At 63.1% G+C, this 23,200-nt stretch carries 23 protein-coding genes; 12 read left to right on the top strand and 11 right to left on the bottom strand.

Features of this window, described 5'->3' with window-relative positions:
- The first annotated feature begins 20 nt into the window (after nucleotides 1-20).
- On the top strand, nucleotides 21-755 hold the full coding sequence (locus tag P3T17_RS33765) for an SDR family oxidoreductase (RefSeq protein ID WP_429411211.1): 735 nt from the start codon (nucleotides 21-23) through the stop codon (nucleotides 753-755).
- 58 nt (nucleotides 756-813) lie between these two features.
- Here P3T17_RS33765 and P3T17_RS33760 read toward each other — a convergent pair whose 3' ends face one another.
- The 3 genes from P3T17_RS33760 to P3T17_RS33750 form a co-directional block, all read right to left on the bottom strand.
- On the bottom strand, nucleotides 814-2,874 hold the full coding sequence (locus P3T17_RS33760; protein WP_429411209.1) for a M3 family metallopeptidase: 2,061 nt from the start codon (nucleotides 2,872-2,874) through the stop codon (nucleotides 814-816).
- A gap of 30 nt (nucleotides 2,875-2,904) precedes the next feature.
- On the bottom strand, nucleotides 2,905-3,372 hold the full coding sequence (locus P3T17_RS33755) for an N-acetyltransferase family protein (protein ID WP_429411207.1): 468 nt from the start codon (nucleotides 3,370-3,372) through the stop codon (nucleotides 2,905-2,907).
- A 196-nt stretch (nucleotides 3,373-3,568) separates the two neighbouring features.
- Nucleotides 3,569-4,075, bottom strand: a complete 507-nt coding sequence (locus P3T17_RS33750; RefSeq protein WP_074265752.1) for a cupin domain-containing protein — start codon at nucleotides 4,073-4,075, stop codon at nucleotides 3,569-3,571.
- 315 nt (nucleotides 4,076-4,390) lie between these two features.
- Between P3T17_RS33750 and P3T17_RS33745 the strand changes: the two genes are divergently transcribed.
- From P3T17_RS33745 to P3T17_RS33730, 4 genes are all read left to right on the top strand, one after another.
- Nucleotides 4,391-4,759 carry a hypothetical protein gene (locus P3T17_RS33745; protein ID WP_074265753.1) on the top strand — a complete coding sequence of 123 codons (369 nt, stop codon included), beginning with the start codon at nucleotides 4,391-4,393 and terminating at the stop codon, nucleotides 4,757-4,759.
- A gap of 13 nt (nucleotides 4,760-4,772) precedes the next feature.
- Nucleotides 4,773-5,120 (top strand): hypothetical protein, encoded by a 348-nt coding sequence (locus P3T17_RS33740; protein WP_429411205.1) that lies wholly within the window; start codon nucleotides 4,773-4,775, stop codon nucleotides 5,118-5,120.
- Nucleotides 5,121-5,352: 232 nt separating this feature from the next.
- On the top strand, nucleotides 5,353-5,805 hold the full coding sequence (locus tag P3T17_RS33735) for a lytic transglycosylase domain-containing protein (RefSeq protein ID WP_429411339.1): 453 nt from the start codon (nucleotides 5,353-5,355) through the stop codon (nucleotides 5,803-5,805).
- 129 nt (nucleotides 5,806-5,934) lie between these two features.
- A complete protein-coding gene (locus tag P3T17_RS33730; protein ID WP_429411203.1) occupies nucleotides 5,935-6,189 on the top strand; it encodes a hypothetical protein in 255 nt (84 codons plus the stop codon).
- A gap of 99 nt (nucleotides 6,190-6,288) precedes the next feature.
- On the opposite strand, the gene P3T17_RS33725 is transcribed toward P3T17_RS33730, so the two are convergent.
- A complete protein-coding gene (locus P3T17_RS33725) occupies nucleotides 6,289-7,776 on the bottom strand; it encodes a hypothetical protein (RefSeq protein WP_429411201.1) in 1,488 nt (495 codons plus the stop codon).
- 401 nt (nucleotides 7,777-8,177) lie between these two features.
- Between P3T17_RS33725 and P3T17_RS33720 the strand changes: the two genes are divergently transcribed.
- The 3 genes from P3T17_RS33720 to P3T17_RS33710 all read left to right on the top strand — a co-directional run bounded on the left by P3T17_RS33720 (nucleotide 8,178) and on the right by P3T17_RS33710 (nucleotide 10,014).
- Nucleotides 8,178-8,318: a hypothetical protein gene (locus P3T17_RS33720; RefSeq protein ID WP_166660659.1), complete on the top strand. Its 141-nt coding sequence runs from the start codon at nucleotides 8,178-8,180 to the stop codon at nucleotides 8,316-8,318.
- 123 nt (nucleotides 8,319-8,441) lie between these two features.
- Complete coding sequence (locus P3T17_RS33715) at nucleotides 8,442-9,074, top strand: LysE family translocator (protein ID WP_429411199.1); 633 nt, start codon at nucleotides 8,442-8,444, stop codon at nucleotides 9,072-9,074.
- A 151-nt stretch (nucleotides 9,075-9,225) separates the two neighbouring features.
- Nucleotides 9,226-10,014 carry a sulfite exporter TauE/SafE family protein gene (locus tag P3T17_RS33710; protein ID WP_074265758.1) on the top strand — a complete coding sequence of 263 codons (789 nt, stop codon included), beginning with the start codon at nucleotides 9,226-9,228 and terminating at the stop codon, nucleotides 10,012-10,014.
- A gap of 102 nt (nucleotides 10,015-10,116) precedes the next feature.
- Here P3T17_RS33710 and P3T17_RS33705 read toward each other — a convergent pair whose 3' ends face one another.
- Together P3T17_RS33705 and P3T17_RS33700 are read right to left on the bottom strand one after the other, a co-directional pair.
- On the bottom strand, nucleotides 10,117-10,371 hold the full coding sequence (locus P3T17_RS33705) for a hypothetical protein (protein WP_074265759.1): 255 nt from the start codon (nucleotides 10,369-10,371) through the stop codon (nucleotides 10,117-10,119).
- A 363-nt stretch (nucleotides 10,372-10,734) separates the two neighbouring features.
- On the bottom strand, nucleotides 10,735-11,088 hold the full coding sequence (locus P3T17_RS33700; RefSeq protein ID WP_074265760.1) for a BON domain-containing protein: 354 nt from the start codon (nucleotides 11,086-11,088) through the stop codon (nucleotides 10,735-10,737).
- Nucleotides 11,089-11,760: 672 nt separating this feature from the next.
- Between P3T17_RS33700 and P3T17_RS33695 the strand changes: the two genes are divergently transcribed.
- The 3 genes from P3T17_RS33695 (at nucleotide 11,761) to P3T17_RS33685 (ending at nucleotide 15,153) form a co-directional block, all read left to right on the top strand.
- On the top strand, nucleotides 11,761-13,203 hold the full coding sequence (locus tag P3T17_RS33695; RefSeq protein WP_429411197.1) for a TAXI family TRAP transporter solute-binding subunit: 1,443 nt from the start codon (nucleotides 11,761-11,763) through the stop codon (nucleotides 13,201-13,203).
- Between the two features lie 145 nt (nucleotides 13,204-13,348).
- Nucleotides 13,349-13,984, top strand: coding sequence for a 2-hydroxychromene-2-carboxylate isomerase (locus tag P3T17_RS33690; protein ID WP_429411195.1), 636 nt, complete (start codon nucleotides 13,349-13,351; stop codon nucleotides 13,982-13,984).
- A gap of 182 nt (nucleotides 13,985-14,166) precedes the next feature.
- The gene (locus P3T17_RS33685; RefSeq protein ID WP_429411193.1) at nucleotides 14,167-15,153 is read left to right on the top strand and encodes a LysR substrate-binding domain-containing protein; all 987 of its coding nucleotides are present in this window, start codon (nucleotides 14,167-14,169) and stop codon (nucleotides 15,151-15,153) included.
- A 27-nt stretch (nucleotides 15,154-15,180) separates the two neighbouring features.
- Here the strand turns inward: P3T17_RS33685 and xdhC are convergent, their stop codons facing one another.
- From xdhC to xdhA, 3 genes are read right to left on the bottom strand one after another with little or no spacing between them, the layout of a single operon-like run.
- Nucleotides 15,181-15,750 (bottom strand): xanthine dehydrogenase accessory protein XdhC, encoded by a 570-nt coding sequence (xdhC, locus tag P3T17_RS33680; protein WP_429411191.1) that lies wholly within the window; start codon nucleotides 15,748-15,750, stop codon nucleotides 15,181-15,183.
- A gap of 15 nt (nucleotides 15,751-15,765) precedes the next feature.
- A complete protein-coding gene (gene xdhB / locus P3T17_RS33675) occupies nucleotides 15,766-18,141 on the bottom strand; it encodes a xanthine dehydrogenase molybdopterin binding subunit (RefSeq protein ID WP_429411189.1) in 2,376 nt (791 codons plus the stop codon).
- 31 nt (nucleotides 18,142-18,172) lie between these two features.
- Nucleotides 18,173-19,690 (bottom strand): xanthine dehydrogenase small subunit, encoded by a 1,518-nt coding sequence (gene xdhA, locus P3T17_RS33670; RefSeq protein WP_429411187.1) that lies wholly within the window; start codon nucleotides 19,688-19,690, stop codon nucleotides 18,173-18,175.
- Nucleotides 19,691-20,069: 379 nt separating this feature from the next.
- Here xdhA and P3T17_RS33665 point away from each other — a divergent pair, with 379 nt between their 5' ends.
- Nucleotides 20,070-21,281 carry an MFS transporter gene (locus tag P3T17_RS33665; protein ID WP_074265767.1) on the top strand — a complete coding sequence of 404 codons (1,212 nt, stop codon included), beginning with the start codon at nucleotides 20,070-20,072 and terminating at the stop codon, nucleotides 21,279-21,281.
- A 48-nt stretch (nucleotides 21,282-21,329) separates the two neighbouring features.
- On the opposite strand, the gene P3T17_RS33660 is transcribed toward P3T17_RS33665, so the two are convergent.
- Both P3T17_RS33660 and P3T17_RS33655 read right to left on the bottom strand, forming a co-directional pair.
- Complete coding sequence (locus P3T17_RS33660; protein WP_074265768.1) at nucleotides 21,330-21,569, bottom strand: DUF6900 domain-containing protein; 240 nt, start codon at nucleotides 21,567-21,569, stop codon at nucleotides 21,330-21,332.
- A 231-nt stretch (nucleotides 21,570-21,800) separates the two neighbouring features.
- Nucleotides 21,801-23,030, bottom strand: a complete 1,230-nt coding sequence (locus tag P3T17_RS33655) for a pyridoxal-phosphate-dependent aminotransferase family protein (RefSeq protein WP_074265769.1) — start codon at nucleotides 23,028-23,030, stop codon at nucleotides 21,801-21,803.
- Nucleotides 23,031-23,200: the final 170 nt, after the last annotated feature.

The following is a 23,200-nucleotide window of genomic DNA, read 5'->3' as shown; positions in this document are numbered from 1 at the left end:
TCAGGTACGGACGGATTGCAATGCAAAGTTCATCGTCACAAATCGCGCTGGTCACAGGCGCCAACAAGGGAATCGGACTGGAAATCGTGGGGACGCTGGCGCGCAGAGGCATGCGCGTGCTGCTCGGCGCACGCAACGCCAAACTCGGCGGCGCAGCCGCTGCGCAGTTGAAGGAAGAGGGTTTGGATGTGCAATTCATCGAACTCGATCTCGGCCGTCCCGAGACTCTGCGGGACGCGGCCGCGTGGATCGAAAAGCATGCCGGCAAGCTCGACGTGCTTGTGAACAATGCGGGCATCGCCGTTGCAGGCGACGGTCCGCCGACCAAAGCGGATATCGATACCGTACGGCGCGTCTTCGAGACCAACTTCTTCGGCACGCTTGCGGTTACGCAGGCCATGCTACCGCTTGTGCGAAAGTCGGAAGCCGGGCGCATCGTCAACGTGTCCAGCGGGCTGGGTTCGATCACGTTGAATGGCGATCCCGCCTGGGAGTTTGCGAGCGTCAAGTTTCTGGGCTACAACGCCTCCAAGGCCGCGCTGAACATGCTCACAGTGCAACTCGCCGCCGAACTGCGCGACACGCCGATCAAGGTAAATTCAGCGGATCCTGGCTTTACCGCGACCGATCTCAATCAGCATCGCGGCTATCAAACCATCGAACAGGGAGCGGCCGAAGCGATTCGTCTTGCCTTGCTGGCGGAAGATGGACCCACCGGCGGGTTCTTCAATTCGAGCGGGGCGAACCCGTGGTGAGTCGTGAGTGGTGAGTTGAGTAAACGAGTGAGTGGCGAAGGGCTCGCCACTCGACAGATCAACCCGGCACAGCCGTGTCGAGCAGACCACGCTTTTGCAGCATCGGCTCGACCGCCGGCTCACGCCCACGGAACGTCCTGAACGCTGTACCCGGATCGATCGAATTGCCCACGCTGTAGATCCACTTCAGCAAACGCTCCGCAGTCGCGCGATCGAACGGATTGCCGGTCTCTTCGAACGCTGCGTAGCCGTCGGCCTCCAGCACCTCGGCCCACATATAGACGTAGTAGCCCGCCGCGTACTGGTCCCCGGAAAACAGGTGCTTGAAATGCGGCAGATAGTGACGCATGCCGATATCATCAGGAATGCCGAGCTTTTCGGCCTGCTCCGCTTCGAACTGCGTGATATCCACCGGCGTGGTATCGGTCCGCGCATGCAAGGCCATGTCCATCAACGCCGGGCCAACATACTGCACGGTCGTGAAGGCCTGGTTGAAGCGGCTCGCAGCCTGCAGGCGCTCGAGCAGTTCCGCGGGAATTGGTTCACCGGTTTCAACGTGCCGAGCGTGACGCAATAGCACCTCGCGCTCCTGGGCCCAGTTCTCGAACAGTTGCGACGGCAGTTCCACGAAGTCCGCGAGTACTCGCGTGCCCGCGAGCCGCTCATACTGCACGTTCGACAGCAGCCCATGCAGGCCGTGTCCGAACTCGTGGAACAGCGTGCGGATGTCGTCGAAGCCGAGCAGCGTCGGCGAGCCCTTCGCGAAGTTGTTGTTGTTCAGCACGATCGGCAGCGTACCGCCGTTGCGGCCCGACTGGGAGCGCAGGATGCTCATCCACGCGCCGCTTCGCTTGGTCTGCCGCGCGAAGTTGTCGCCGATGAACACGCCGATCATCTTTCCTTCGGAGTCCGTCACTTCCCACAGGCGGACATCGGGATGATAGAGCGGGATGCCGTGGCGCTCCTCGAAGCGCACGCCAAAGAGCCGCGACGCGCAATCGAACATCGCAGCCTGCATTGCATCGAGCGAGAAATACGGCTTGACCTGGGCATCGTCGATGGCAAAGCTTTTCTGCCGCACCTTCTCGGACAGATAACGCCAGTCCCACGCGGCAATCGGTGTTGGCTGCCCCAGTTCAGTAGCCAGCGACGTCAGTTGTTCGCGATCATGCTGCGCCTTGGCGATAGCAGGCTTCCACGCACGCTGCAGCAGTTCATCCACAGCCGCCACCGAAGGCGCCATGCGATCGGCCAGCTTGTAGTCGGCAAACGTCGCGTAACCGAGCAGCGCGGCCTGCTCCTGCCGCAGCGCAACGATCTTCGCAGTCAACGGGCGGTTATCGTGATCGCCCGCATAGGCACCGCGTTGGCGACGTGCATGCCAGACCTGTTCGCGCAGATCACGGCGCTCGGAAAACGTCAGGAACGGCTCGGCAAGCGAAGGCGACAGCGTGATGACGTGAGCGCCCTCGGGCAACCCGCGCTCACGCGCCGCCTGCGATGCGGCGGCAAGCACGAACGATGGCAAGCCAGCGAGCTCGTCATCTGCAACCGTCAAGGCGAACGACGACTCATCGGCGAGCACGTTCTGGGAAAATTGCGTGGTAAGTATCGCCAGTTCTTCGGCAATCGCAGCGAAGCGGGCCTTGTCGTCTTTGCCGAGCGTGGCACCTGCGCGCTCGAAGTCCAGATGAAAGCGTTCGAGCAGGCGCTGTTGCTCGGTCGACAAGCCGAGACTGCTGCGCCGCTCGTAAAGAGCGTGCAGTCGCGTGAACAAACCTTCGTTCTGGTAAATCGCGCTTGCATGCACCGCCAGACGCGGGGAATACTCAAGCTCAATGGCCTGCAACGCGGGCGAGGTTTCGCTCGACGAGAGATTGTCGAACACCAGTTCGACGCGGAGTAGCAATTGGCCGCACGCGTCGAGCGCGGCTACGGTGTTCTCAAAGGTGGGGGCCTGCGCGGCCGTGGCAATGGCTTCGATTTCGCGCTTGTGCTGAAGCATCGCGGCGTCGAAGGCGGCGGGAAAATGCTCGGGGAGAATGCGGTCGAACGGAGGTAAGCCGTACGGTGTTTGCCATTCTTCGAGTAGAGGATTGGCTTCTTGCGAGAGGGACATGGATGGTTTCCTTAACGCGGGGTCCCTATTCTAGTCCTCGGTTGACGCCGTGACATCCGGATAGACGTAGTCCACGTACTCCTCGCCTTTCCTTACGCATTGAAATCCGGCTGACTCATACAGAAACTGGGCCGCATTGCCGCGGAACACGCTTAACGTCAGTTTCGCAAAGCCCTGCGTGCGCGCGTCGTTCATGTAGTGATCGAGGAGCAGCCGGCCCAGTCCGCGTTGCCGCAATTCGGGCACCACGTGGATCGATGCGAGACACGCCGCACCGTCGATGATCTCCCAGAAGCAGTATCCAACCGGCACGCCACCCTGCTCGACGACGGACATGCGCTCGAGCGCACCGGTCCACTGCCGCAGATGCGAATGCATCGCATCTTTCCAACGCTGCTCGTGCTCGGGTTCGATCGTCTGGATGTAGTTCAGCTCACCCTTGTAGACCATCGGGAGATCGGTAGGCCGTGCTTTTCTGACGGTATGGCTGGGATTCACAACCGCACTCCTTCGCGCAAGATCGAGATCAACCGCCTGGATCGCGCGGAGGCCGCATTCTATCTGCAATCTTCGGGGCGCGTCGCTGCCTCCAAAATACCGCGGTGCGCTCGCATAATCCTGCTCGCGCTCTAACTGCTCCAACTCGTCGCTGCGCGTTCAGTTCGCTCCACGCTCAGGGCTCAGGGCTCAGGGCTCAGGGCTCGGAGTCCCAGTAATCGAGCGAATTTTCCTTGCGTTGAATGCCGACGAACGCGCGGCTCGCTCCCGCGCCGCGCACTATTGCCTGGTACTTGCCGGAGTCGGGATACTCGACTACTTCCGGATCGTCGCGCGTGCTGATCGAAAGGTATTTCAAAGGTGCAGCAGACGAGTTGATGATCTGATGCGGGTACTGAGGACCCGGCGGAATGAAAATGACATCGCCACCGCGGATCGGCAACATTTCTCCTGCCACCCGTAGCGTGCCCTCGCCCTCGAGAATCACAAACATCTCCTCCTGCGCGTAATGAAAATGATAGGGACACGAGCGTTTGCCCGGGGCCACGATATCGATCGACGCACCGAGTTTCTGCGCCGCCGTACCCATCGCGAGACGCGTACACAGCGTTTCATACAGTGGCGGCCGAACCTCCGCACCCAGTTCGGCATCGTTGAAGTTTCTGATGAGCTGTGCTGCAAGCTCCTTGACCTTACCGCTCATATCTTTTTCGCTCCGAGGATGGATCGAACCGTTACGCTCCGCCGTCATGACGTCCGGAGCGACGGTTCTTGTCTGATCTTTTATTATTCCGCGCCCATCGCCTTTCATCCGACAAAAAGCAGCTTTCCTGCCTGTTTAACAGGCAGGGCAACTTCACTTCCGGACGCGCACTGCGAAGCCGTAGACGTACGCCTGGCCCTCATTATTGAGTCACGTTTTCTTTTTTGCCAAACGTTTGCGAATTGCATATCAAGTTCACCGCCCAGGCTGCCGAAAACGCGTTTATAGCGTCAATGCCACTTGAGGGAGCATCTTGTGAAGCCGCTACTGATTTTCGTGGCCCTTCTCGCTTTGGCCGGATGCGCGCAAGTGCCCCCGGTTACCGCCACGCAGCCAGAGAAGGCGCCTGTCTCGACCGATATCATGAGTTTCACGATCCCGCCGGATGCGCTCGGCGCTCGCGATCCGCAACTGACCGCCGTGCTCGCCAAAGTGGGCACGCTGGCGGCGGCACAGAAACAGCCGACGACGATTCTCGTGACCGCGCTCGGGCAGGACCTGCCGTACCTCAACCAGGCCATCTGGCGAGGCGTGCCCGCGCAACATGCGGTGAAACTGAATCTCGACAACCTGACGGCAGGCGCGAACCAGCCGTACAGCGTGTCGATCAAGCCAACGCCATAAGGAAGCTGGGTTTATGTATCGCCTATCCGTAATGGCAACGAGTCTGCTGCTGGCGACATCCGCGTTTGCGGGCCAGCCCGCCAGCGCAGCGCCACCCGCCGCTGCGAGCGCGCTCGTCATGCCAGGCGCACCCGCCGCATCAGACAAGGTCTATCCGCCGTTGCCGACCCTGGCGATGCTGCCGCCGAACAGCGACGACGAAGACGATCCGCAGCCCAAACTCTCGCAGCAGCGGAAAAAGAAAATCCGCATACCGGACCGCAAGAGCGTCGCGCCGGTCCCGCACATGGTTGTGTCGGATGCATCGCACGCGTACCTCGGCAACATCGAAAAGCAACTCGATCTCGCCCTGGCCAAATAAACGCCCTACTACCCGTGGTCGTCGCAACTCACGTAATTCCCGTCGTTCGTGCAGTTCCCGCAATTTCGGTAAGTCTCGCCAGTCCCGTAAGTCGCGCAATTCCTGTTCAACCGCGAACGCCCACTTAACACCGGGCTTCATTACGTATCGCAAGCACGCGGAGGCATGACCCGTGTTGTCCAACCATTCACCTATCGCCGCGGCGTCACTGCGCCGCCGCTCCCGCCAAAACCTGCTGCGGCATGCGTACGCAGCACTCGCCGTTTCGCTGTTGTGCGGCGCAGTGCACGCGCAGGAAGACTGCTTCAATCAGGCCGCCGCGTATCAGGGCGTCAACCCGTCCGTGCTGCGCGCGGTCGCGTGGTTCGAATCGAAAGGCGACGCGAGCGCGATCAACCGCAACGCGAACGGCTCGATCGATGTCGGCCAGTTGCAGATCAACTCCATCCACTTCGGCGACCTGGCCCGGGAAGGGGTGCCCCATCGCGCGCTCACCGATCCTTGCGTGAACGTCTACGTGGCCGCGTGGCTGCTGAAGCAGAAGATGGTCAAGTACGGCAACACGTGGCGCGCGATCGGCGCGTACCACTCGGAATCGCCGAAGCTGCGCGACGCTTACGCGCGCAGCATTCAGAAAATCCTCGTGATGTGGGGTGAATTGCAGGTTGCTTCGAATTCCCAATAAGCGGGTCTGCGCGGGCATTTGCGCGTGCCTGGGCAGGTCGATGTCAGTCTGGGCTGGCAGGTTTAGGAGGGGAAGTGGTACGGGGATTGCTGGCTTGTAACGTATCCCCACTCCTGCCCGGAGATCCACGTGACGAGCCAATCTCCCGATGTAGAGAAGGACACGAAGCAGCCCGCTGATGGCCCTCCGATTGACGTTTCGAGACCCATTGGCGACGCCCTCCCAACGCCTGTCGAACCTGGCCTAGATCAGCCGCTGCCCGAAAAGCCAGCGGATGAGCCCGAGGAGAAAGAGAAGAATAAAGGCAATGCGAGCGCCGGCTTGATTGACGATAACGACACGCCGCCGGGTGTGCCAGAACCTGGTCCGTCGGACTTCGCTTAGCTGCTGCGATGGAAATCGCCTTGCGTCGTTGTCGGGCGCGGGGTTTCGCTTACGCCCGCATCCGCCCGGCTCGAACCATCGCGCGTCAGCAACTCGCGCTCAATGGTGGTCGGGCGGCTCATGCGACTGGATAGGCTGCGCCGGAGTCGCCGCTGATTTCGCGGGCGGCTGCGCCTCATTCATGGCCTGCGCGATGATGCTCTTCGCCTCCGCGCTACCCGAATCGACGACCAGAGCGTTGCCGGCGTTGTGCCAGGCACAGTTCCAACGCTCCATATACATACAGCCCCGAGCGACATCGAGCGCGGCGTCGCGCTGCTGTTCGCGGCCGGTCAGATCCGTGCGCATGTCGAGCGCCTCCTGATTCTTCGGTTGCGTAGCGAGGGCGGCTGAGAGATGCGACTCGGCTGCGGTCAGGTTGTCCTTTTGCAGCATCGCCCGAGCGATCTGAAGATTCCTCGTTACCTCTGGACGCACCTGATCTGGCTTGCCATTGACATTGGCCTTCGCGATGGCATCGCGCTTGACGTCAGGCGTTGACGACGTCGAGGGATGCGGCGCAGCGGCCAGAGTCTTTGGCGCCGGTTTGGGCACGACGGTCGATGGCCTGGAGGCGGTTGCGATGGCAGGTGTGGACGAGGCAGGCTTCGACGCGGGAGGCGTTTGCGCAATCGGGTGCGGTGCCGTTGAACCCTGCACGGCTGCGCTTCGGGCGGCCGAACTCTGTGCCGTTGCGACGTGCGCAGCCGGATTCTGAGCGGCCGGATTCTGCGCAACCGGAGCCGGTGAGACCGCAGCCTGAGTGATGGTCCGACTCGGCGCTACTGCAGGCGGTAAGTTCGCGAGCTGAGACGCCGGCTTCGGAGCCACTGCTTTAGGTGCGGCGGTCTCGGCTTCAGGCAGTTTCGACGCAAGCGACGCGGGCGCGGCGGGTTTGGCTGCGAGCGTTGCGGACGCAGTGGGTTTCGTCGCGAGTGACGCAGGAGGATTCGATTTAGCTGCAAGCGGCACGGAGGCAGAGGGATTAGCCGCAAGCGAAGGATTTGCTGCGAGCGGCGCAGGCGTTGCCGGCCTCGCTGCAAGCGGCACAGAGGCAGAGGGCTTCGCTACGAGCGTCGCGGGCGAAGCGGGCTTCGCCGCAAGGGACGCAGGCGCAGACGGCGCCGTCGTCACCACAGAACTCGCCGCGGCTGGCGCAGGAACCGCAGCGCGCGGCACGGCCTGCTGCGTCAACACCGTGCCGGACACCGCCTTTGGCACCACGGCAATCACCGGGCTACTGGGCCGCAAGGCAATATACCCGGCCACCGCCGCCACGAGGAACAACACCACAAGTCCCGCTACGACCCAGACAAACGGAGATCGCCTGGGCGCACGCCAGGGATCATATTTGGCGTGAAACCGGTCGTCCTCCACACCCGCCGGCGTGTTCCACGCCGCAGGCGCCGCCAGTTGCGGCGCGATCGAGGAAGCGGGAGGAGGAAGACGGACGCTGGCAGAAGCGGCAGACGGCGAATACCAGCCGAGCGGATCGAGCTGATTGGCCCCGCAAGACGGACAGGACAGCAGATTGGTGGCTAGTGTCACACCACAGTGCCGGCACTGTGTCGAATCGCGCTGATCGGAGGTTATATCACTAAGCATTGTCCGAACCGCTACCTACGTTGCGAGAACAGGCAGATCCTGCTTACAGGTCAGCAGGTTTAGCGCAATATGATCTGCCGGTGCACAAAGATCAATCGGCGATTTCAGACATTTGGCGGATGGATGATATTCACACGCGTTAGAGGCGAAATAACGCTAAATAAAGTGCGTTGTATCACCTGTTTTGCGTCGCCTGAGCGCAACAGCCAGCGCGGGTGGCTTCCTTTCTGAAATGACGGCACCCAGCTGGCGCAAATGTTGCGCGACAGCGCGCGCAATTCAGCGCACACTGAGTGGAGGCTCGAACAATTTCGACGAGCACACACGCAAAAGGGAGTCCTGTCATGGCAAAAGGTCAGATGCGCAGCAATCGCGAAGTCAAGAAACCGAAGCAGGCCAAAAAGCCGACGCCCACCACCCTGCCGTCAGGCTCGCCGCCCATTCGGGTAGCGCCCGCTTCGTCGTCGACAACGAAGAAGCATTAAGCTTGAGCTAATCAACGCCGGCATGCGCCGCACCTCACGGTGCAGCGCTGCTTACGGCGAGCCGGGGACGAACGTCCCCGCGGCTCGCCGTTTTAGTTTCTGGTCAACCAGCAAGGAACTCATATGTCGAGTACCGCTCTGTTCTTCACCGCTGCGGGCGTCGGATTGGCGGTTGCGGCACCCGTCGGACCGATGGGCATGCTGTGCATCCGTCGCACGCTCACCGAAGGCCCGCAAGCGGGACTCGCCATCGGCATTGGAATCGCCAGCGGCGATGCCGTCTATGGTCTCGTCGCGGCACTCGGACTGGTCGGGTTATCGCACTTCATGCTCGCCTACGACCGGCCGCTGCATTTCGCCGCCGGCCTGTTCCTGCTTTACCTCGGAATACGCGCGCTGCTGCAGAAAACGCCCGCTGACGCCGCAAACGACGGCAGCTCCGCCCGCAACAGCCACGCCGGCACGGCGCGAGCCTATGCGAGCGCACTGCTTCTCACGCTGACAAACCCACAGACCGTCATCATGTTCGCCGCGCTATTCACGACGCTAGCGCCACGCGGCCCGTTCTCGACGACCGTTGCGCTGACAACAGTATCCGGTGTGTTCTGCGGTTCGATTGCATGGTGGTGTTGCCTCGTCACGGCCGTGACGCTGGCCCGTCATGCCCTCGGCAGCAAACTGCGGAGGTGGATCGATCGCGGCGTGGGGATGGCGCTGGCGGTATTCGGCGTGGTGGAGATTCGCCGCGCGCTCTGAGGGTTCACGCACCCGGCACGCTCGAGTTCCAGTTTTGCGACAATAGCGCCTTTGCCGCGCCAGTTCGCGCCGCCGCGTCCACGTTTGCCGTGAGGCGCGCCGGCGTTCGGATGCGGTTCGCAACCCCACACGGCCGCCAGCGGTCCGCTCCATGTCACTCCCGCATATCGAACTGCTGTATTCCTTTTCCGGCCTGTTTGTCGGCTTTCTCGTCGGGCTGACCGGCGTCGGCGGCGGCTCGCTGATGACGCCGATCCTGGTCCTGCTGTTCAAGGTCCATCCCGCTACCGCGGTGGGCACCGATCTGCTCTACGCAGCCGCCACCAAGGCGACCGGCACACTCGTGCACGGCCTGAAGGGTTCGGTGGACTGGCAGGTGACAACCCGGCTCGCCGCCGGCAGCGTCCCCGCCGCGACCGTCACCTTGATCCTCCTGCACCGCTACGGCATGGACACGCCGGGCGCGAGCCGGCTGATCCAGATCGTGCTCGGTGCGGCGTTGCTGATTACCTCGGTGGCGCTGGTGTTCAGGCCGCAACTGGCGAAACTCGGCGCAGGCCGCCAGAGTTCACTCACGCAGGGCCGCACGCTCGGTTTGACCGTGCTGACCGGGGCGGTGCTGGGGGTTCTGGTGTCATTGACCTCGGTGGGCGCCGGGGCGATCGGTGTCACGGTGCTGTTGCTGCTGTATCCGCGCCTGCCCACTACGCGGATCGTCGGCTCGGACATCGCGCATGCCGTGCCGCTCACGCTGCTCGCCGGTGCCGGACACTGGCTGCTCGGCTCGATCGACTGGTCGATGCTGCTGTCACTGCTGGTAGGTTCGCTGCCTGGTATCGCGATCGGCAGCTATCTGTCTGCTCGAGCGCCGGATGCGCTGCTGCGCAATGTCCTCGCCGCCACGCTGACGCTGGTGGGCGTAAGGCTGGTGCTTTCCTGACGCACGCCGCCAGCAGAGGGCGCTGCGAAGACCCTCGCCTTACCTCGCCGTATATGCCCGGTACGCCCGGGCAAACGCCGGTTCACCGCTGCCGCTCGACTTCTACTTGAAGAACCGGCAGGTCAGATCGGTTTCGAACTGGCGCACCCAATGGCCGGCGTCATCGACGCGATACGACTGCGCCCAGCCGCCGCGCCGCACGGTCACGAGACGCCGGTGATGGGCGACGTCGTCCGGATCGGCTGACCCTGTGATTTCAAAATGCGCCGGCGCGAAGCCGTGCCGTGCGCACACCAGTTCAAAGGCTGCCCGTTCGCCGATTGGCAGGTCCGTGTAGCGCTGAAGCATAGCGTCCATTTTGGTTCGCTCCGGGTGTGTTCCGGGTGCAGGCCGGCTCCCAACCTCAACAGTACGCTTCAACCAGCGAAATTTGTGTGTCACAGCGCACGACGGATATAGCTCGCGTCGGCCAGCACCGGAACGCCATGCCGCGCTACCCACGGCGCATCGCCTCGCCAAAAGCAGAACGGGCCCCGGCGATTCATCGGGGCCCGTTCTGGGTATAGCCGAGCGCGACGCGCTCAGGCGCTGGTCATCATCAGGAAAACTGTGCAGGCCGAACCTGCAGGAGCCTCACGGGCCTGCAGGCCGGCGCCGCTTGCAACGGCGCGCGAGCCACGGCCGATCATCCGGCCGCGGCGATCACGCCCACGGCCTCCATCAGTTCGGCAGCACCACCGTCAGCTTGTTCGACACCGAGGTCACGCCGTCGACACCCTTGGCGACGTCACCAGCCTTGTCGATCTGGCCTTGGTCAGGCACCGAACCCGTCAGCGTCACTGCGCCGCCACGAGCGCGCACAGAGATGCTCGACACGTCGATACCCTGAGCCTTGGCGAGCGCGCTGCGCACTTTGCGGCCCAGTGTGCGGTTTTCTTTCTTGACGGCCTTGGCACTCGGGGCAGCCATCGCGCCCGACGCAGCCATCGCATCGCTTGATTGCGCATACGTGTTGCACGCTATCACCACCGCCACCACACCACCCAGCGCCTTCAGAAAATCGACCGATTTCATGATTTCTCCTTTTACTTCGGTTATGACCGCATCTACCAAGCGGCTTCGTTACGACTCCGGACTGCCATGACAGCGCGCGACAAGGCACGGCTGGGCCACGGCCGATTGGGCTTCGACACGGAGTTGCGAGAGGCGAGAGTGGCCGGCCCGGCGATCGCATTGCGATGCACAAGCCAGCATGCCGTGAGGTCCGCCAACGCGCCCGGTTCTACTTTGTCGCGCCGGGTCGCGCTGCGCAAACGTTGAAACGCGGCAGCGATGCACAATTTAATCTACGCGCGCGAGAAGCGCAAAGGGTTTAGCGAGGGTCCGCGGCCCGGCGCGTAAGGTTCGGAGGCATTGTGGACCCCATTTCAGGTGGGTTTCTCCTGGGTTTTACGTCAATTGCGTGCCGGTTGCAGGCCGGTGTTATGCGGGTTTTGCCGCTATCTCGAGCGCGATTCAAGGGCAGTTAACGCAAGTTTCACGCGCATCTCACGCGCATCTCACGTTTTGTTACGGGTTTGTCAGCCCATCCCCACCGCTCAGGCGCCGAAGCCGCGACAATCTCATGTACCATCGGCGCGAACATGCCGCAGCGGGCTTTGCCGCGAGCCGCCACGTGCCCTGCGTGCCCCTGCGTGCCTATAGCCACCGCATTCATCGAACGATCCGTAGCCCTCACGTCAGCCCATGAAGTCTTCCTCCGGCCGCAAACCGCCCCGCCTGGTCGCCCGTTTCGTGGCCATCTCCTGGCGCGATCTCGCGGTGTCGTTCGGTCCGATTGTGTTGATCGCCGCCGTCGCCATCTGGGTAGCCGTGCGCCTGATCCAGCCCGCGCCGCCCCACACGCTGACCATCACCGCCGGTCCCAAGGGCAGTTCGTTCTGGAATGCCGCGCAGAAGTACAAGACCATCCTCGCGCGCAACGGCATCACCCTCAACGTGCTGACCTCCGAGGGCTCGGCGCAGAACCTCATGCGCCTCGCCAATCCGGACAGCAAGGTCGACGTGGGTTTCGTGCAGGACGGTGTCGCCCCCGGTCCGGTGCCTGACGGGCTGATGTCGCTCGGCAGCGTGGCCTACGTGCCGCTCGCGATCTTCTATCACGGCCGCACCGCCACGCGGCTGTCGGAATTCAAGGGCTTGCGCCTCGCGATCGGCGCCGAGGGCAGCGGTACGCGCGAACTGGCGCTGGCCCTGCTGAAGGCGAACGGCATCGAGCCGGGCGGCCCCACCACCCTGCTGCCGCTGTCTGGCGACGACGCCGCCCAGGCGCTGGTCTCCGGTCAGATCGACGCGGCCTTCCTGACGGGCGACTCCGCGCAACCGCCGGTGATGGGCAAGCTGTATCGCACACCCAACGTGCAGTTCTACAATTTCACGCAGGCTGAAGCCTATGCGCGGCGCTTTCCTTACCTGACTGAGATCCATCTGCCGATGGGCGCCTTCGACCTCGGCAAGAACCTGCCGCCAGCGCCGATCCAGATGGTCGCGCCGACCGAGGAACTGGTGGCGCGCGACTCGCTGCACCCGGCGCTTTCCGATCTGCTGATCGAAGCGGCCCGCGAAGTGCACGGCCGCGCTAACGTCATGCAGCGTGCGGGGGAATTCCCGGCACCGCTCGCGCACGACTTCCCGATCAGCGACGACGCCGCGCGCTACTACAAGTCAGGCAAAAGCTTCCTGTACCGGATACTGCCGTTCTGGATCGCGAGCCTCGCCGACCGCCTGCTGGTCGTCGTGGTGCCGCTGATCGTGTTGCTGGTGCCGGCGCTGCGGCTGGTGCCGGCGCTGTACGCGTGGCGGGTCAAGTCGCGAATCTACCGCTGGTATGGCGCGCTGATCGCCCTCGAACGCGGCGCGCTCAACGACACCTCGCCCGAAGAGCGTCAACAGTTGATCGAAAAGCTCGACGAGATCGAGGGATCGGTCAACGGACTGAAGATGCCGCTCGCCTATGCGGACCAGTTCTACGTGCTGCGCGAGCATATTGGCTTCGTACGCCAACGGCTGACGCTGCAGCAGGAGCACGAGGCTGCGCAGGAAGCGGCGCGAGCCTCCGGCGGCGAGGACGATTCCGACGCGCCGGGCGCCTCGGACGGGCCGTCCGCTGCGCCGCCTCAGACCGCGTGAGTTGCCTGGCCGGTGCAACGAGCGCTGCACTCGGCCCCGGCTCCGCGTAAGATCACAGCAGACTGGATGGTTTAGCAGACACGCGTAGCGGACGCTTATAAAACCTGCGAGTTCCGTCCAGATCCGAGCAATCCGGGAGACACCTATGACCAATGGCATCGACGCCAGGCAACCGTTGTGGTTTTACGACTTCGTCTCGCCGTTTACGTATCTGTTGCTCGAGCAACATGACAAGTGGCCGGGATTTCCGTTCGTCTTCACGCCGGTTGTACTGAACGATTTGTACCAGCACTGGGGCCAGCGTCCCGCCTACGGCGTGCCCACCAAGCGCGTGTACATGTATCGTCACGCGCTGTTTCGCGCGGATCAGCTCGGCATCCCGTTCAAGATGCCGCCGGCCCATCCGTTCGATTCGACCAAACCGCTGCTGCTCGCCGTCGCCGCCAAGGCCGACATCCATTGCGCACGCGAGATCTTTCGCTTTATCTGGCGCGAAGGGCGGGATCCGTCAAGCGAGGAAGGTTTTGCCGCGCTGTGCGAACGGGTTGGCCTGCCTGACGGCCCCCAGTTGGTCCAGGACGAAGAGATCAAGGCGCAACTGCGCCGCAACACGGCAGATGCGATCCAGCTCGGTGTCTTCGGAGTGCCGACCTTCTGGCTCAACGACCAGTTGTTCTGGGGAGAAGATGCCCTGCCGATGGTGCTGTACAGCGCGCGCACGCCGAACTGGCTTGAATCGAAGGAAGTGAAGCGCATCAGTTCGCTGCCCTCCGGGCTGTAGGCTTGCGAGCTCGCCGCAGGTACTGCCGGGCTCGCAGTGTGTGATCCCGGCCATACCGCGCCCGCTATGGCGGGCGCACGGCAAACAGGCCTAAGGTTATAGACTTCGCGCCCCGCTTCGCGAGCTCTTCGGCTGGGGCTCCAAACGGCGCACTCACAGAGTCTGATCCGCCCACCTGATCCATGGACGACACCGCTGCCTCCCTCGATATCTGGCTCGTACGCGTGCTGCGTACGCTGCTCGTCGAGCGAAGCGTCACGCTGACAGCGCAGCGCCTGAACCAGACCCAGCCTGCCATCAGCACCGCGCTGCGCAGGCTGCGCGAAACGCTGAACGACCCGATCCTCGTACGCGGTAAATCCGGCATGGTGCCGACGGAATACGGCGCGTCGCTGCTGCCGTCCGCGCAACGGGTGCTACGTGAAGTGGATTTTGTCGCGACCCCGCATGGCGATTTCGATCCGGGCCGCTCGCGACGCACCTTCCGGGTCGCTGCCCCGGACTATCTGAACGACTTTTTCATGCCGACCGTCATCGCACAGTTTCGCGAGGCGGCGCCGCACGCGCGTCTGGAAATCGATTCGCTGAACCCCACGCTCGACCACGCTGCCGCGCTAGAGGCCGGCGAACTGGATCTGGTGATCGGTAACTGGCCAAAGCCCGATCCTCGCTTCGAGAAAAGCGATCTGTTCTCGGATACGGTGGTGTGCCTGATGCGCGCCGATCATCCGCTGGCGCAGCAGCCGATGACGCGTGAAACCTATCTCGCCGCTCCGCATCTCGCACCCACGCCGTATAGCGGCGCGCGGGGCGGCGCCGTCGATACCGGCTTTGCGCGGGCACGCGCCGAGCGCCGCATTGTCACGACACTGCCCTACTTCGGCCTGGTACCACAGGTGCTGCTGCAGTCCGACCTGATCTTCACCACGACGCGCCGCTTTGCGATGCACTACGCAAACATGCTGCCGCTCGCGGTCGTGGACGTGCCGATTCCGTTTCCACGCATCAAGTGTTATCAGTTGTGGCATCCGCAGCCGGACAGGCCAAGCGATATCGGCTGGCTGCGGACGTTGATGTCGGACGTGTCGGAGCGACTGGTGTCGCAGAAGGCGCGGCGCGTGAAGCGCGCGCCTGCGGTGCAGCGGGAAGTTTCGGAAGCGGAGCGGTAGAAAGTTCCCGGCGTTGGGGGCGAGGGTTCAGACGCTGACGCAGAGTTCGCGTGGCACGCGCGCTGTTTCGCTTGAACGCACCTGCAACAGCTCCGCGCATACTGCAATCGCGATCGAGGTCGGCGCCTTGTCGACAATTCCAGCCACGCCGATCGGGCAGGTCATCGCCTCCATTCGTTCCGGATCGACGCCACGCTCGATCAAACGCCGCTCGAATTTCACCCGTTTGGTCTTCGAGCCAATCATCCCGAAGTAGGTGAAATCGCGCCGCCGCATGATGCGTGCAGCGAGCGAGAAATCGAGCGCGTGATTGTGTGTCATCACGAGGAAGTAGGCGCCGGCGGGCGCGCTGTCGACGATCGCATCAGGCGAGTCGGTCGCCTCCACCTGCACATTGGCGGGCACTTCATCGGGAAACAGCTCGTCGCGCTCGTCCACCCACTGCACGACGCACGGCAGACTTCCGAGCAGCGTGATCAGCGCATGCCCAACGTGGCCGGCGCCGAACAGCACGATATGCATCGGCGCCCGGCGCGTCGCAGCATGGCTGCTGCGACGGCCGATCTGAATGAAAGAAGGTGCTTTGATCGCAAGCATTCCCGTTAGCTCCGCTTATTGTCGGACCGCGGGCGCGGCAGCTGTTGCTGCGCGCACGGCGACGACTGCCTTGAGGATCTCTTCGCTCGTCGCAGGCGCGTTGAGCGGCGGATTGACCTTGTAGTCACCCACAGCCGCCACGGCGTCACGGACTGCGAAGAACACGGAGAACGGCAGCAACAACGGCGGCTCGCCGGTTGCCTTCGAACGGTGAATGCTGTCCTCCACATTCCGGTTCTTGAAGAGCCTCACGTCAAAGATGGGCGGCGTGTCGTTCACTGTGGGAATCTTGTACGTGGACGGTGCGTGCGTCATCAGCTTGCCACCTGGGTTCCACCAGAGCTCTTCCGTCGTCAGCCAGCCCATGCCCTGGATGAAGGCGCCTTCCACCTGACCGACGTCGAGCGCCGGATTCAGCGAAGCGCCCACGTCATGCAGCGCGTCGGCGCGCAGCACACGCATTTCGCCAGTAAGGGTGTCGATCACGACTTCCGAAACCGCGGCGCCGTACGAGTAGTAGTAGAACGGGCGGCCCTGCAGCTTCGACTGATCCCAGTACAGCTTCGGCGTCGCGTAGAAGCCGTCCGACCAGAGCTGCACCCGGGCCAGGTAGGCCTTCGCGATGATCTCTTCGAACGGCAGCACGGCGTCGCCGACCTTCACGCGGTCATGGCCGAAGCGCACGCTCGCCGCGCTCACCTCGCCGGCGCCGAAACGCTCGGCGGCAAACGCAGCCAGGCGCTCGCGCAACTGGCGAGCGGCGTCCTGAGCCGCCTTGCCGTTCAGATCGGAGCCGGTCGAAGCGGCCGTAGCCGACGTGTTCGCCACCTTGCTGGTGTCGGTCGCCGTGACGCGCACGCGGTTAAAGCTGATGCCGAGTTCATGCGCGACCACCTGTGCGACCTTCGTGTTGAGGCCCTGCCCCATCTCCGTGCCGCCGTGATTCACCAGCACCGAGCCGTCCGTGTAGATATGCACCAGCGCGCCGGCCTGGTTGAAGTGCGTCACGTTGAACGCGATGCCGAACTTCACCGGCGTGAGCGCCAGGCCCTTCTTCAGCACTTCGTTGCTGGCATTGAACTCGCGGATCTCGGCGCGGCGCGCACGGTAGTCGCTGGTGGCTTCGAGTTCGTCGATCAGTTCGTGAATCACATTGTCTTCGACCACCTGGCCATACGGCGTCTGGTTACGGTCGGTCTTGCCGTACAGATTGCGGCGCCGCACATCGAGAGAATCCTCGCCCAGCGAGCGCGCGACGTTGTCCATGATGTATTCGATCGCAAACGCGCCTTGCGGACCGCCAAAGCCGCGGAACGCCGTGTTCGACTGCGTGTTGGTCTTGCCGCAGAAACCGTCGATCGTCACATCGGACAGCCAGTAGGCGTTGTCGAAGTGGCACAGCGCGCGCGTCATCACCGGGCCGGACAGGTCAGCGGAGAAACCGCAGCGTGAGGTCATGTCGACCGTCACGCCTTCGATTACACCCTTGTCGTCGTAGCCGACTTCGTAGGTGTAGTGGAAGTCGTGGCGCTTGCCGGTGACCATCATGTCGTCGTCGCGGTCCGGACGCAGCTTGACCGGACACAGCAGCTTCCACGCGGCAATCGCCGCGCAGCAGGCGAACAGGCCGGATTGCGATTCCTTGCCGCCGAAACCGCCGCCCATCCGGCGGCATTCGATCAGCACGTTGTGCGACGGCACGTGCAGCGCGTGCGCCACCAGGTGCTGCATTTCGGTGGGGTGCTGCGTCGAACAATAGACGTGCATGCCGTCGTCGTCCTTCGGCACTGCGTACGAAATCTGGCCTTCCAGATAGAACTGTTCCTGACCGCCTAGCAGCATTTCGCCCGCGTCATGGTGCGCAGCACGTGCGATCTTCGCACCGGCTTCGCCGCGCGCGAGCTTCATCGGCGGCAGCACATATTGATTGGCGGCGCGCGCCTGCTGCGCGGTGAGAACCGCCGGCAACTCTTCGTAGACAACCTCGGCGCGGCGTGCGGCGAGGCGGGCCACATCGTGCGAAACCGCAACCACGATAAACATCGGCTGGCCGACATACTGCACCACGCCATCAGCGAGAATCGGATCGTCGCCGTGGATGATCGGGCCCACGTCGTTGACGCCGGGGATATCTTCCGCCGTGAAGACGGCGACCACGCCCGGCGTGGCGCGAACCTTGTCGAGCGACATCGAGACGATCTTCGCATGCGCTTTCGGCGACAGGCCGAGCGCGGCATGCAGCGTGCCGGCCAGCACAGGGATGTCGTCGGTATAGGTGGCGCGGCCACTCACGTGCAGATGCGCGGATTCATGCGGGCGCGAGACATGCACCTGGGCGAAATTGTCGAGGTCCTGAATGTCTTTCAGGAACGGTTCTGCTTGCTGATTCATTCGAGTCGTTCTCCGTATCCGTAGGACGGGTTCAGGCGTTCGCGCCGGCTGCAAGGACCGCGCGCACGTCGAGCGCGGACCTGGGCAGCGGGTTATGCGGACGGGTTTCGAGCCAGAAGCGGTACAGCGTGTTCTTCGCCGCGTCGAGGCGGTAGTTGCTGGTGGCGCGCATGTCGGAGAGCGGCGCGTAGTCGTTGCCGAGCGCGATCATCGCTGCCTGCGCGGTGGCCTCGTGCCATTCGGCGTCGCGCAGCACTGCTTCGGCGTGAGTCGCACGCTTCGAGGTCGCGGCCATGCCGCCGAACGCAATGCGCGGCTCTCGGATCGTATCGCCATCCGCGATAAACGAGAACGCGGCGCACACCGCCGAGATGTCGGAGTCGAAACGCTTGGAGAGCTTGTAGGTACGGAACTGCAGGTTCTGGCGCACGCCGGTGCGGGTCGGCACCTTCAGGCCGACCACGAACTCATGCTCGGCCATGTCCTTCTTCTGGTACGCGAGGTACAGATCTTCGAGCGGCATCTCGCGCTCAATCTCGCCGCCGCGCACCACCACGTGGGCACCCAGCGCGATCAGACCGGGCATCGAATCGCCGATCGGCGAGCCGTTTGCAATGTTGCCGCCGAGCGTGCCCGCGTTGCGGATCGGCAGCGAGGCGAAGCGCTTCCACATTTCCGTGAGCTCTGGATAGTGCTTCGCGAGTTCGGCGTACGCGGTTTCGACGCTCACACCCGCGCCGATCTCGATCCAGTCGTTCGACACCTCGATGCGGCGCAGCGCTTCGATCTGGCCGACGTAGACGATATTGCCCAGTTCGCGCATCAGTTTGGTGACCCAAAGACCGATGTCGGTGCTGCCGGCGAGGATGCGCGTCGCCGGTTGCGCGGCCTTGATCTGCGCGAGCGCTTCGACGGTGCGTGGCGCGTCGAACTGCTGGCCGGCGAATTCGTAGTGGAACGTCTCGCCGCGCTTGAGCGTGGCGAGTTTGGCCGACAGCGCGGCGACGTCGACCGGTGCCTTCGGCGCGGGAGCTTCGAACATGCGCACGGCTGCGTCGACGATCGGCCGGTAGCCGGTACAGCGGCACAGGTTGCCGGTCAGCGCGTTGCTGATGTCATCGCGCGAGGGCACCGTCTTGTTGGCGCAGCTGTGTTCGTGGCCGTGCTTTTCGTACAGCGACCACATCGACATCACGAAACCCGGCGTGCAGAAGCCGCACTGCGAGCCGTGGCATTCGACCATCGCTTCCTGCACCGGATGGAGCGACCCGTCCGGCTGGCGCAGGTCTTCGACCGTGAAGAGCGCCTTGCCGTCGAGCGTGGGCAGGAACTGGATACAGGCGTTGACCGCCTTGAAGTTCACGCCGCCGGCTTCGTCGCGCTCGCCGACCACGACCGTGCACGCGCCGCAGTCGCCTTCGGCGCACCCTTCCTTGGTGCCGGTGCAGTGCGCATCTTCGCGCAGGTACTGAAGCACAGTGCGGGTGACGGGAGCGTTCGTGATCTCACGGATCGCGTTGCGGTGGTAGAAGCGGATCGGCTGGGTCATGTCTCTTACTCGGGGATTGTTCTATGTCCGCGGGGACAGTGCTGCATTGATGATTCGAACGCTATCACCGTCAATATCTGCAACCCATAGCGAGGAGCACATGCGGGACATATCGTTTGGACGATAAGGAGATAGGTTTTGAGCGAATCGGACTTATATCTAGCATGGTTGATTGCCGTATTTTCATTCCCAATACGTCATTTCAGCCATATCACCAGTTCTCAGATCGAGCCTGACCGCCCGCCAGCCGCCAAAATCGCACCTCTATATCGATCGGCTGCCGTATTTTTGACGCGAAAAATATTAAGCAAATCCTGCAAGGGAATCGGTTCCATGGGAAAATCACGTCTTTCCGCCGTTTTCAAGTCTCGTTTTCCCCATGTCCGCCGACACAGCCACATCGCGCAGCGAATTTGCGACCACTCTGCAGATCATTCCGGTCGTCTTTTTCACGTTTATTTGCTACCTGACCATCGGGATTCCGCTGGCGGTGCTACCTGGCTACGTCCACGATGACCTCGGCTTTAGCGCGATCATCGCCGGGGCGGCGATCAGCGTGCAGTACCTGGCCACGCTCGCCTCGCGCGCACTCGCCGGCCGCTCTGCGGACACGCTCGGCCCGAAGCGGACCGTGGCAATCGGACTGATCGGCTGCGGCACGAGCGGCATCATGCTGCTGCTCGCCGTGCTGTGCGGCCACTGGCCAGGCGTGAGCCTCGCGCTGCTGGTGCTGAGCCGATTGGTACTCGGCTTCGGCGAAAGCCTGTGTGGGACGGGGGCGATTCTGTGGGGGATCGGGCGAGTCGGCGTGTCGCACAACGCCCGCGTGATCTCGTGGAACGGCATCGCTACCTACGGAGCGCTGGCCATCGGCGCGCCGCTCGGCGTGGCGATTGCGCATACGGTCGGCTATACGGCGCTCGGTATCGTGGTCATCGCGCTGGCTGCGCTTGGCTACTATCTGGCGCGGCTGATCGCGCCCGTACCGGTCGTGCACGGCGAACGGATGTCGTACCGAAGCGTGTTCATGCGCGTGCTGCCGCATGGGATCGGGCTCGCGCTCGGCTCGGCCGGCTTCGGTTCGATCGCGACCTTCATCACACTGTTCTATGCGGCGCGGCATTGGCCGAATGCGGCGTTGTCACTAACCGTGTTCGGCACGCTTTTCATCGGCGCACGCCTGTTGTTCGCCAATACCATCAAGACGTATGGCGGCTTTCGGGTGGCGATTGCGTCGTTCTCGTTCGAATGCGTTGGCCTGCTGATGCTGTGGCTCGCGCCCGAGCCCCATTTCGCGCTGGCTGGGGCCGCTCTGACCGGTTTTGGTTTTGCGCTCGTGTTTCCGGCGCTGGGCGTCGAAGCCGTGGGCCTCGTGCCGCCGGCCAGCCGCGGCGCGGCGTTGTCCGCTTACTCGGTGTTCCTCGACCTGTCGCTGGGGATCACCGGACCGCTCGCCGGGTACATTGCGGGTGAATTTGGCTACGGCTCGGTGTTCCTGTTTGCCGCGGTGGCCGCGGCTGCAGCCGTGGCACTGTCGACCATGCTGTATCTGCGGAACGCCCGCGTACCCAACGCGCCCGCTGCGACCTGACTGACAGGCTTAGCCCCGTTTGGGGCGAGCCTGCTGCGGTTCAGGCGTTCAAGGAAAGAAAACTTCTTGCGATGTTTGCGGATCGGCGTCGCCGCCGCGGGCTACGCGATGCCCGACCACTAGTCCTGCATCGTAGGCAGCCTCGAGCACATGGGCGAGATCCTCGATATGGATGACATGCAGATCCTTCGTCAACTTTCCGGTCTGCTCAAGCGTGTCGATGCCGAGTACTTCGGTGGCGATAGTCTCCAGTAACGCGAGACGTTCGTGATGGATGGTCTTGCTCATTTGGTACCCCCTTTACAGGCGGGGCGTGACACCTCACATGAGAAATCACTGTTGCCCTGTTAGCCTTGATTTGCGTTATCGTTCAGTTGTAATAATAGTAAGGAAACGCAAACCTGGCACGTGACCTGCAGTCGCAGTTTGAGGCTCTATTCCAAAAAAGCTAACGCCATCTGCGGCGATCTGACGCGCAAAAGCGGGCAACTCGCCAGCCCGCCCGCACATTGAGGTGATCTAACGCGCCGCCGCGCCGCGTGCGCCGCCGGACAGCGACTTCTCCAACGCCGCTACGCCCGCCGGCAAATCGACCGCGACGCCCAGATCCAGCACCGTGCGGCCGAGCGCATGCAACGTGCGGAAGAGATTGTGCTCGCGGCATTGCTCGCCCATCTGCCCGATCCGCACAATCGGTAAGCCGAATGAGCCGGAGATTTCCACCTGATGCTGACGCGAGATGTGGCCGCAGATATCCGCCGGACTCAAGGTACCGGGCACCTCGATGCCGACCACGGAATTCAGACGGCATTCCTGCGGCGCATAGAGTTGCAAACCCAGCGCCGTAATGCCTTCCTGCAGCGCCACCGAACACTTTAGATGTCGCGCAAACCGCTTCTCAAGCGTCTCTGCGCACACCAAACGCAGCGCCTCATGCAAGGCCAGCACGCCCGAGACCGGCGCGGTGTAGTGATAGCCAGCGTTGTGCCAGAAGTTTTCCGCGAGCGAGGCATCGAGGCACCAGTGGGCGTTCGGCGCCTTGCGACCCTTCACGCGCGCCCACGCCGCGTCCGAGAAAGCAATCAGCGAGACGCCCGGAATCGACGAAAGCCCTTTTTGCCCACCAGTAATCACCGCGTCGATGCCCCACGCGTCCATCTCGAGCGGCATGGTGCTGAGCGTGCAGACGGCGTCGACGATCACCAGCGCACCGGCCGCCTTCGCCAGCGCGGCGATGTCCTTAAGATGGTGATTCACGACCGTGTTGGAGGTCTCGCCCTGCACGATCGTGACGATCTCGGGCCGCTCGCGGCGGATCGCTTCGGCGACCTGATCGAGACTCGCGACCGTGCGGTCCGCTACGTCGAGCATCGATACCTCGGCGCCGACGCGCCGGCCCATCTCCGCCATCCGTTCGCTGAAAAAACCATTCTTGATACTGAGCACGCGCGTGCCAGTCCAGGCCAGGTTCGAGATAGCCATTTCCATCGCGGCCGAGCCCGGACCCGCCACACCCAGCACCCACTTCGAATGCGTCTGGAACACGTAGCGCGCCATGGTCTTCACCTGCCCGATCACCTTCACCATCGTGCTGCCGAGGTGATTGATCACCACCGTATTGGCCTTGGCGACGGCGGCGGGAATCGGCACAGGGCCGGCGCCCATCATCAGCAACGGTTCTTCGGGGAGGATGGCGTCGAGCGATTCGACGTCGGGACAGGGGACGGGCGTGGAGGATGTGGTCGGCATGATCTGATCGGTACGGAGGATTTCAAAGTGCGGCAGAGGCTGAACGCGCTCATGATCGTGAAGCGACGCATGAACACCTCAGGCTGCCCAGATGCAAACGGCCTCGCCAATCTTGACGCTGGCGAGGCCGCTCACATCCTGAACGACGATCATTAACCGATCCGGGCGAT

Source organism: Paraburkholderia sp. GAS82 (assembly GCF_050436285.1).
Taxonomy (GTDB): Bacteria; Pseudomonadota; Gammaproteobacteria; order Burkholderiales; family Burkholderiaceae; genus Paraburkholderia; species Paraburkholderia phenazinium_B.
Note: the sequence above shows the minus strand (reverse complement) of the source record. Positions and strands in the feature narration are given on the sequence as shown.

Coding starts and splice junctions, on each gene's coding strand:
- P3T17_RS33765 (WP_429411211.1), top strand. CDS start 21: ATGCAAAGTTCATCGTCACAAATCGCGCTGGTCACAGGCGCCAACAAG.
- P3T17_RS33760 (WP_429411209.1), bottom strand. CDS start 2,874: ATGTCCCTCTCGCAAGAAGCCAATCCTCTACTCGAAGAATGGCAAACA.
- P3T17_RS33750 (WP_074265752.1), bottom strand. CDS start 4,075: ATGAGCGGTAAGGTCAAGGAGCTTGCAGCACAGCTCATCAGAAACTTC.
- P3T17_RS33740 (WP_429411205.1), top strand. CDS start 4,773: ATGTATCGCCTATCCGTAATGGCAACGAGTCTGCTGCTGGCGACATCC.
- P3T17_RS33720 (WP_166660659.1), top strand. CDS start 8,178: ATGGCAAAAGGTCAGATGCGCAGCAATCGCGAAGTCAAGAAACCGAAG.
- P3T17_RS33715 (WP_429411199.1), top strand. CDS start 8,442: ATGTCGAGTACCGCTCTGTTCTTCACCGCTGCGGGCGTCGGATTGGCG.
- P3T17_RS33710 (WP_074265758.1), top strand. CDS start 9,226: ATGTCACTCCCGCATATCGAACTGCTGTATTCCTTTTCCGGCCTGTTT.
- P3T17_RS33705 (WP_074265759.1), bottom strand. CDS start 10,371: ATGGACGCTATGCTTCAGCGCTACACGGACCTGCCAATCGGCGAACGG.
- P3T17_RS33700 (WP_074265760.1), bottom strand. CDS start 11,088: ATGAAATCGGTCGATTTTCTGAAGGCGCTGGGTGGTGTGGTGGCGGTG.
- P3T17_RS33695 (WP_429411197.1), top strand. CDS start 11,761: ATGAAGTCTTCCTCCGGCCGCAAACCGCCCCGCCTGGTCGCCCGTTTC.
- P3T17_RS33690 (WP_429411195.1), top strand. CDS start 13,349: ATGACCAATGGCATCGACGCCAGGCAACCGTTGTGGTTTTACGACTTC.
- P3T17_RS33685 (WP_429411193.1), top strand. CDS start 14,167: ATGGACGACACCGCTGCCTCCCTCGATATCTGGCTCGTACGCGTGCTG.
- xdhC (WP_429411191.1), bottom strand. CDS start 15,750: ATGCTTGCGATCAAAGCACCTTCTTTCATTCAGATCGGCCGTCGCAGC.
- xdhB (WP_429411189.1), bottom strand. CDS start 18,141: ATGAATCAGCAAGCAGAACCGTTCCTGAAAGACATTCAGGACCTCGAC.
- xdhA (WP_429411187.1), bottom strand. CDS start 19,690: ATGACCCAGCCGATCCGCTTCTACCACCGCAACGCGATCCGTGAGATC.
- P3T17_RS33665 (WP_074265767.1), top strand. CDS start 20,070: ATGTCCGCCGACACAGCCACATCGCGCAGCGAATTTGCGACCACTCTG.
- P3T17_RS33660 (WP_074265768.1), bottom strand. CDS start 21,569: ATGAGCAAGACCATCCATCACGAACGTCTCGCGTTACTGGAGACTATC.
- P3T17_RS33655 (WP_074265769.1), bottom strand. CDS start 23,030: ATGCCGACCACATCCTCCACGCCCGTCCCCTGTCCCGACGTCGAATCG.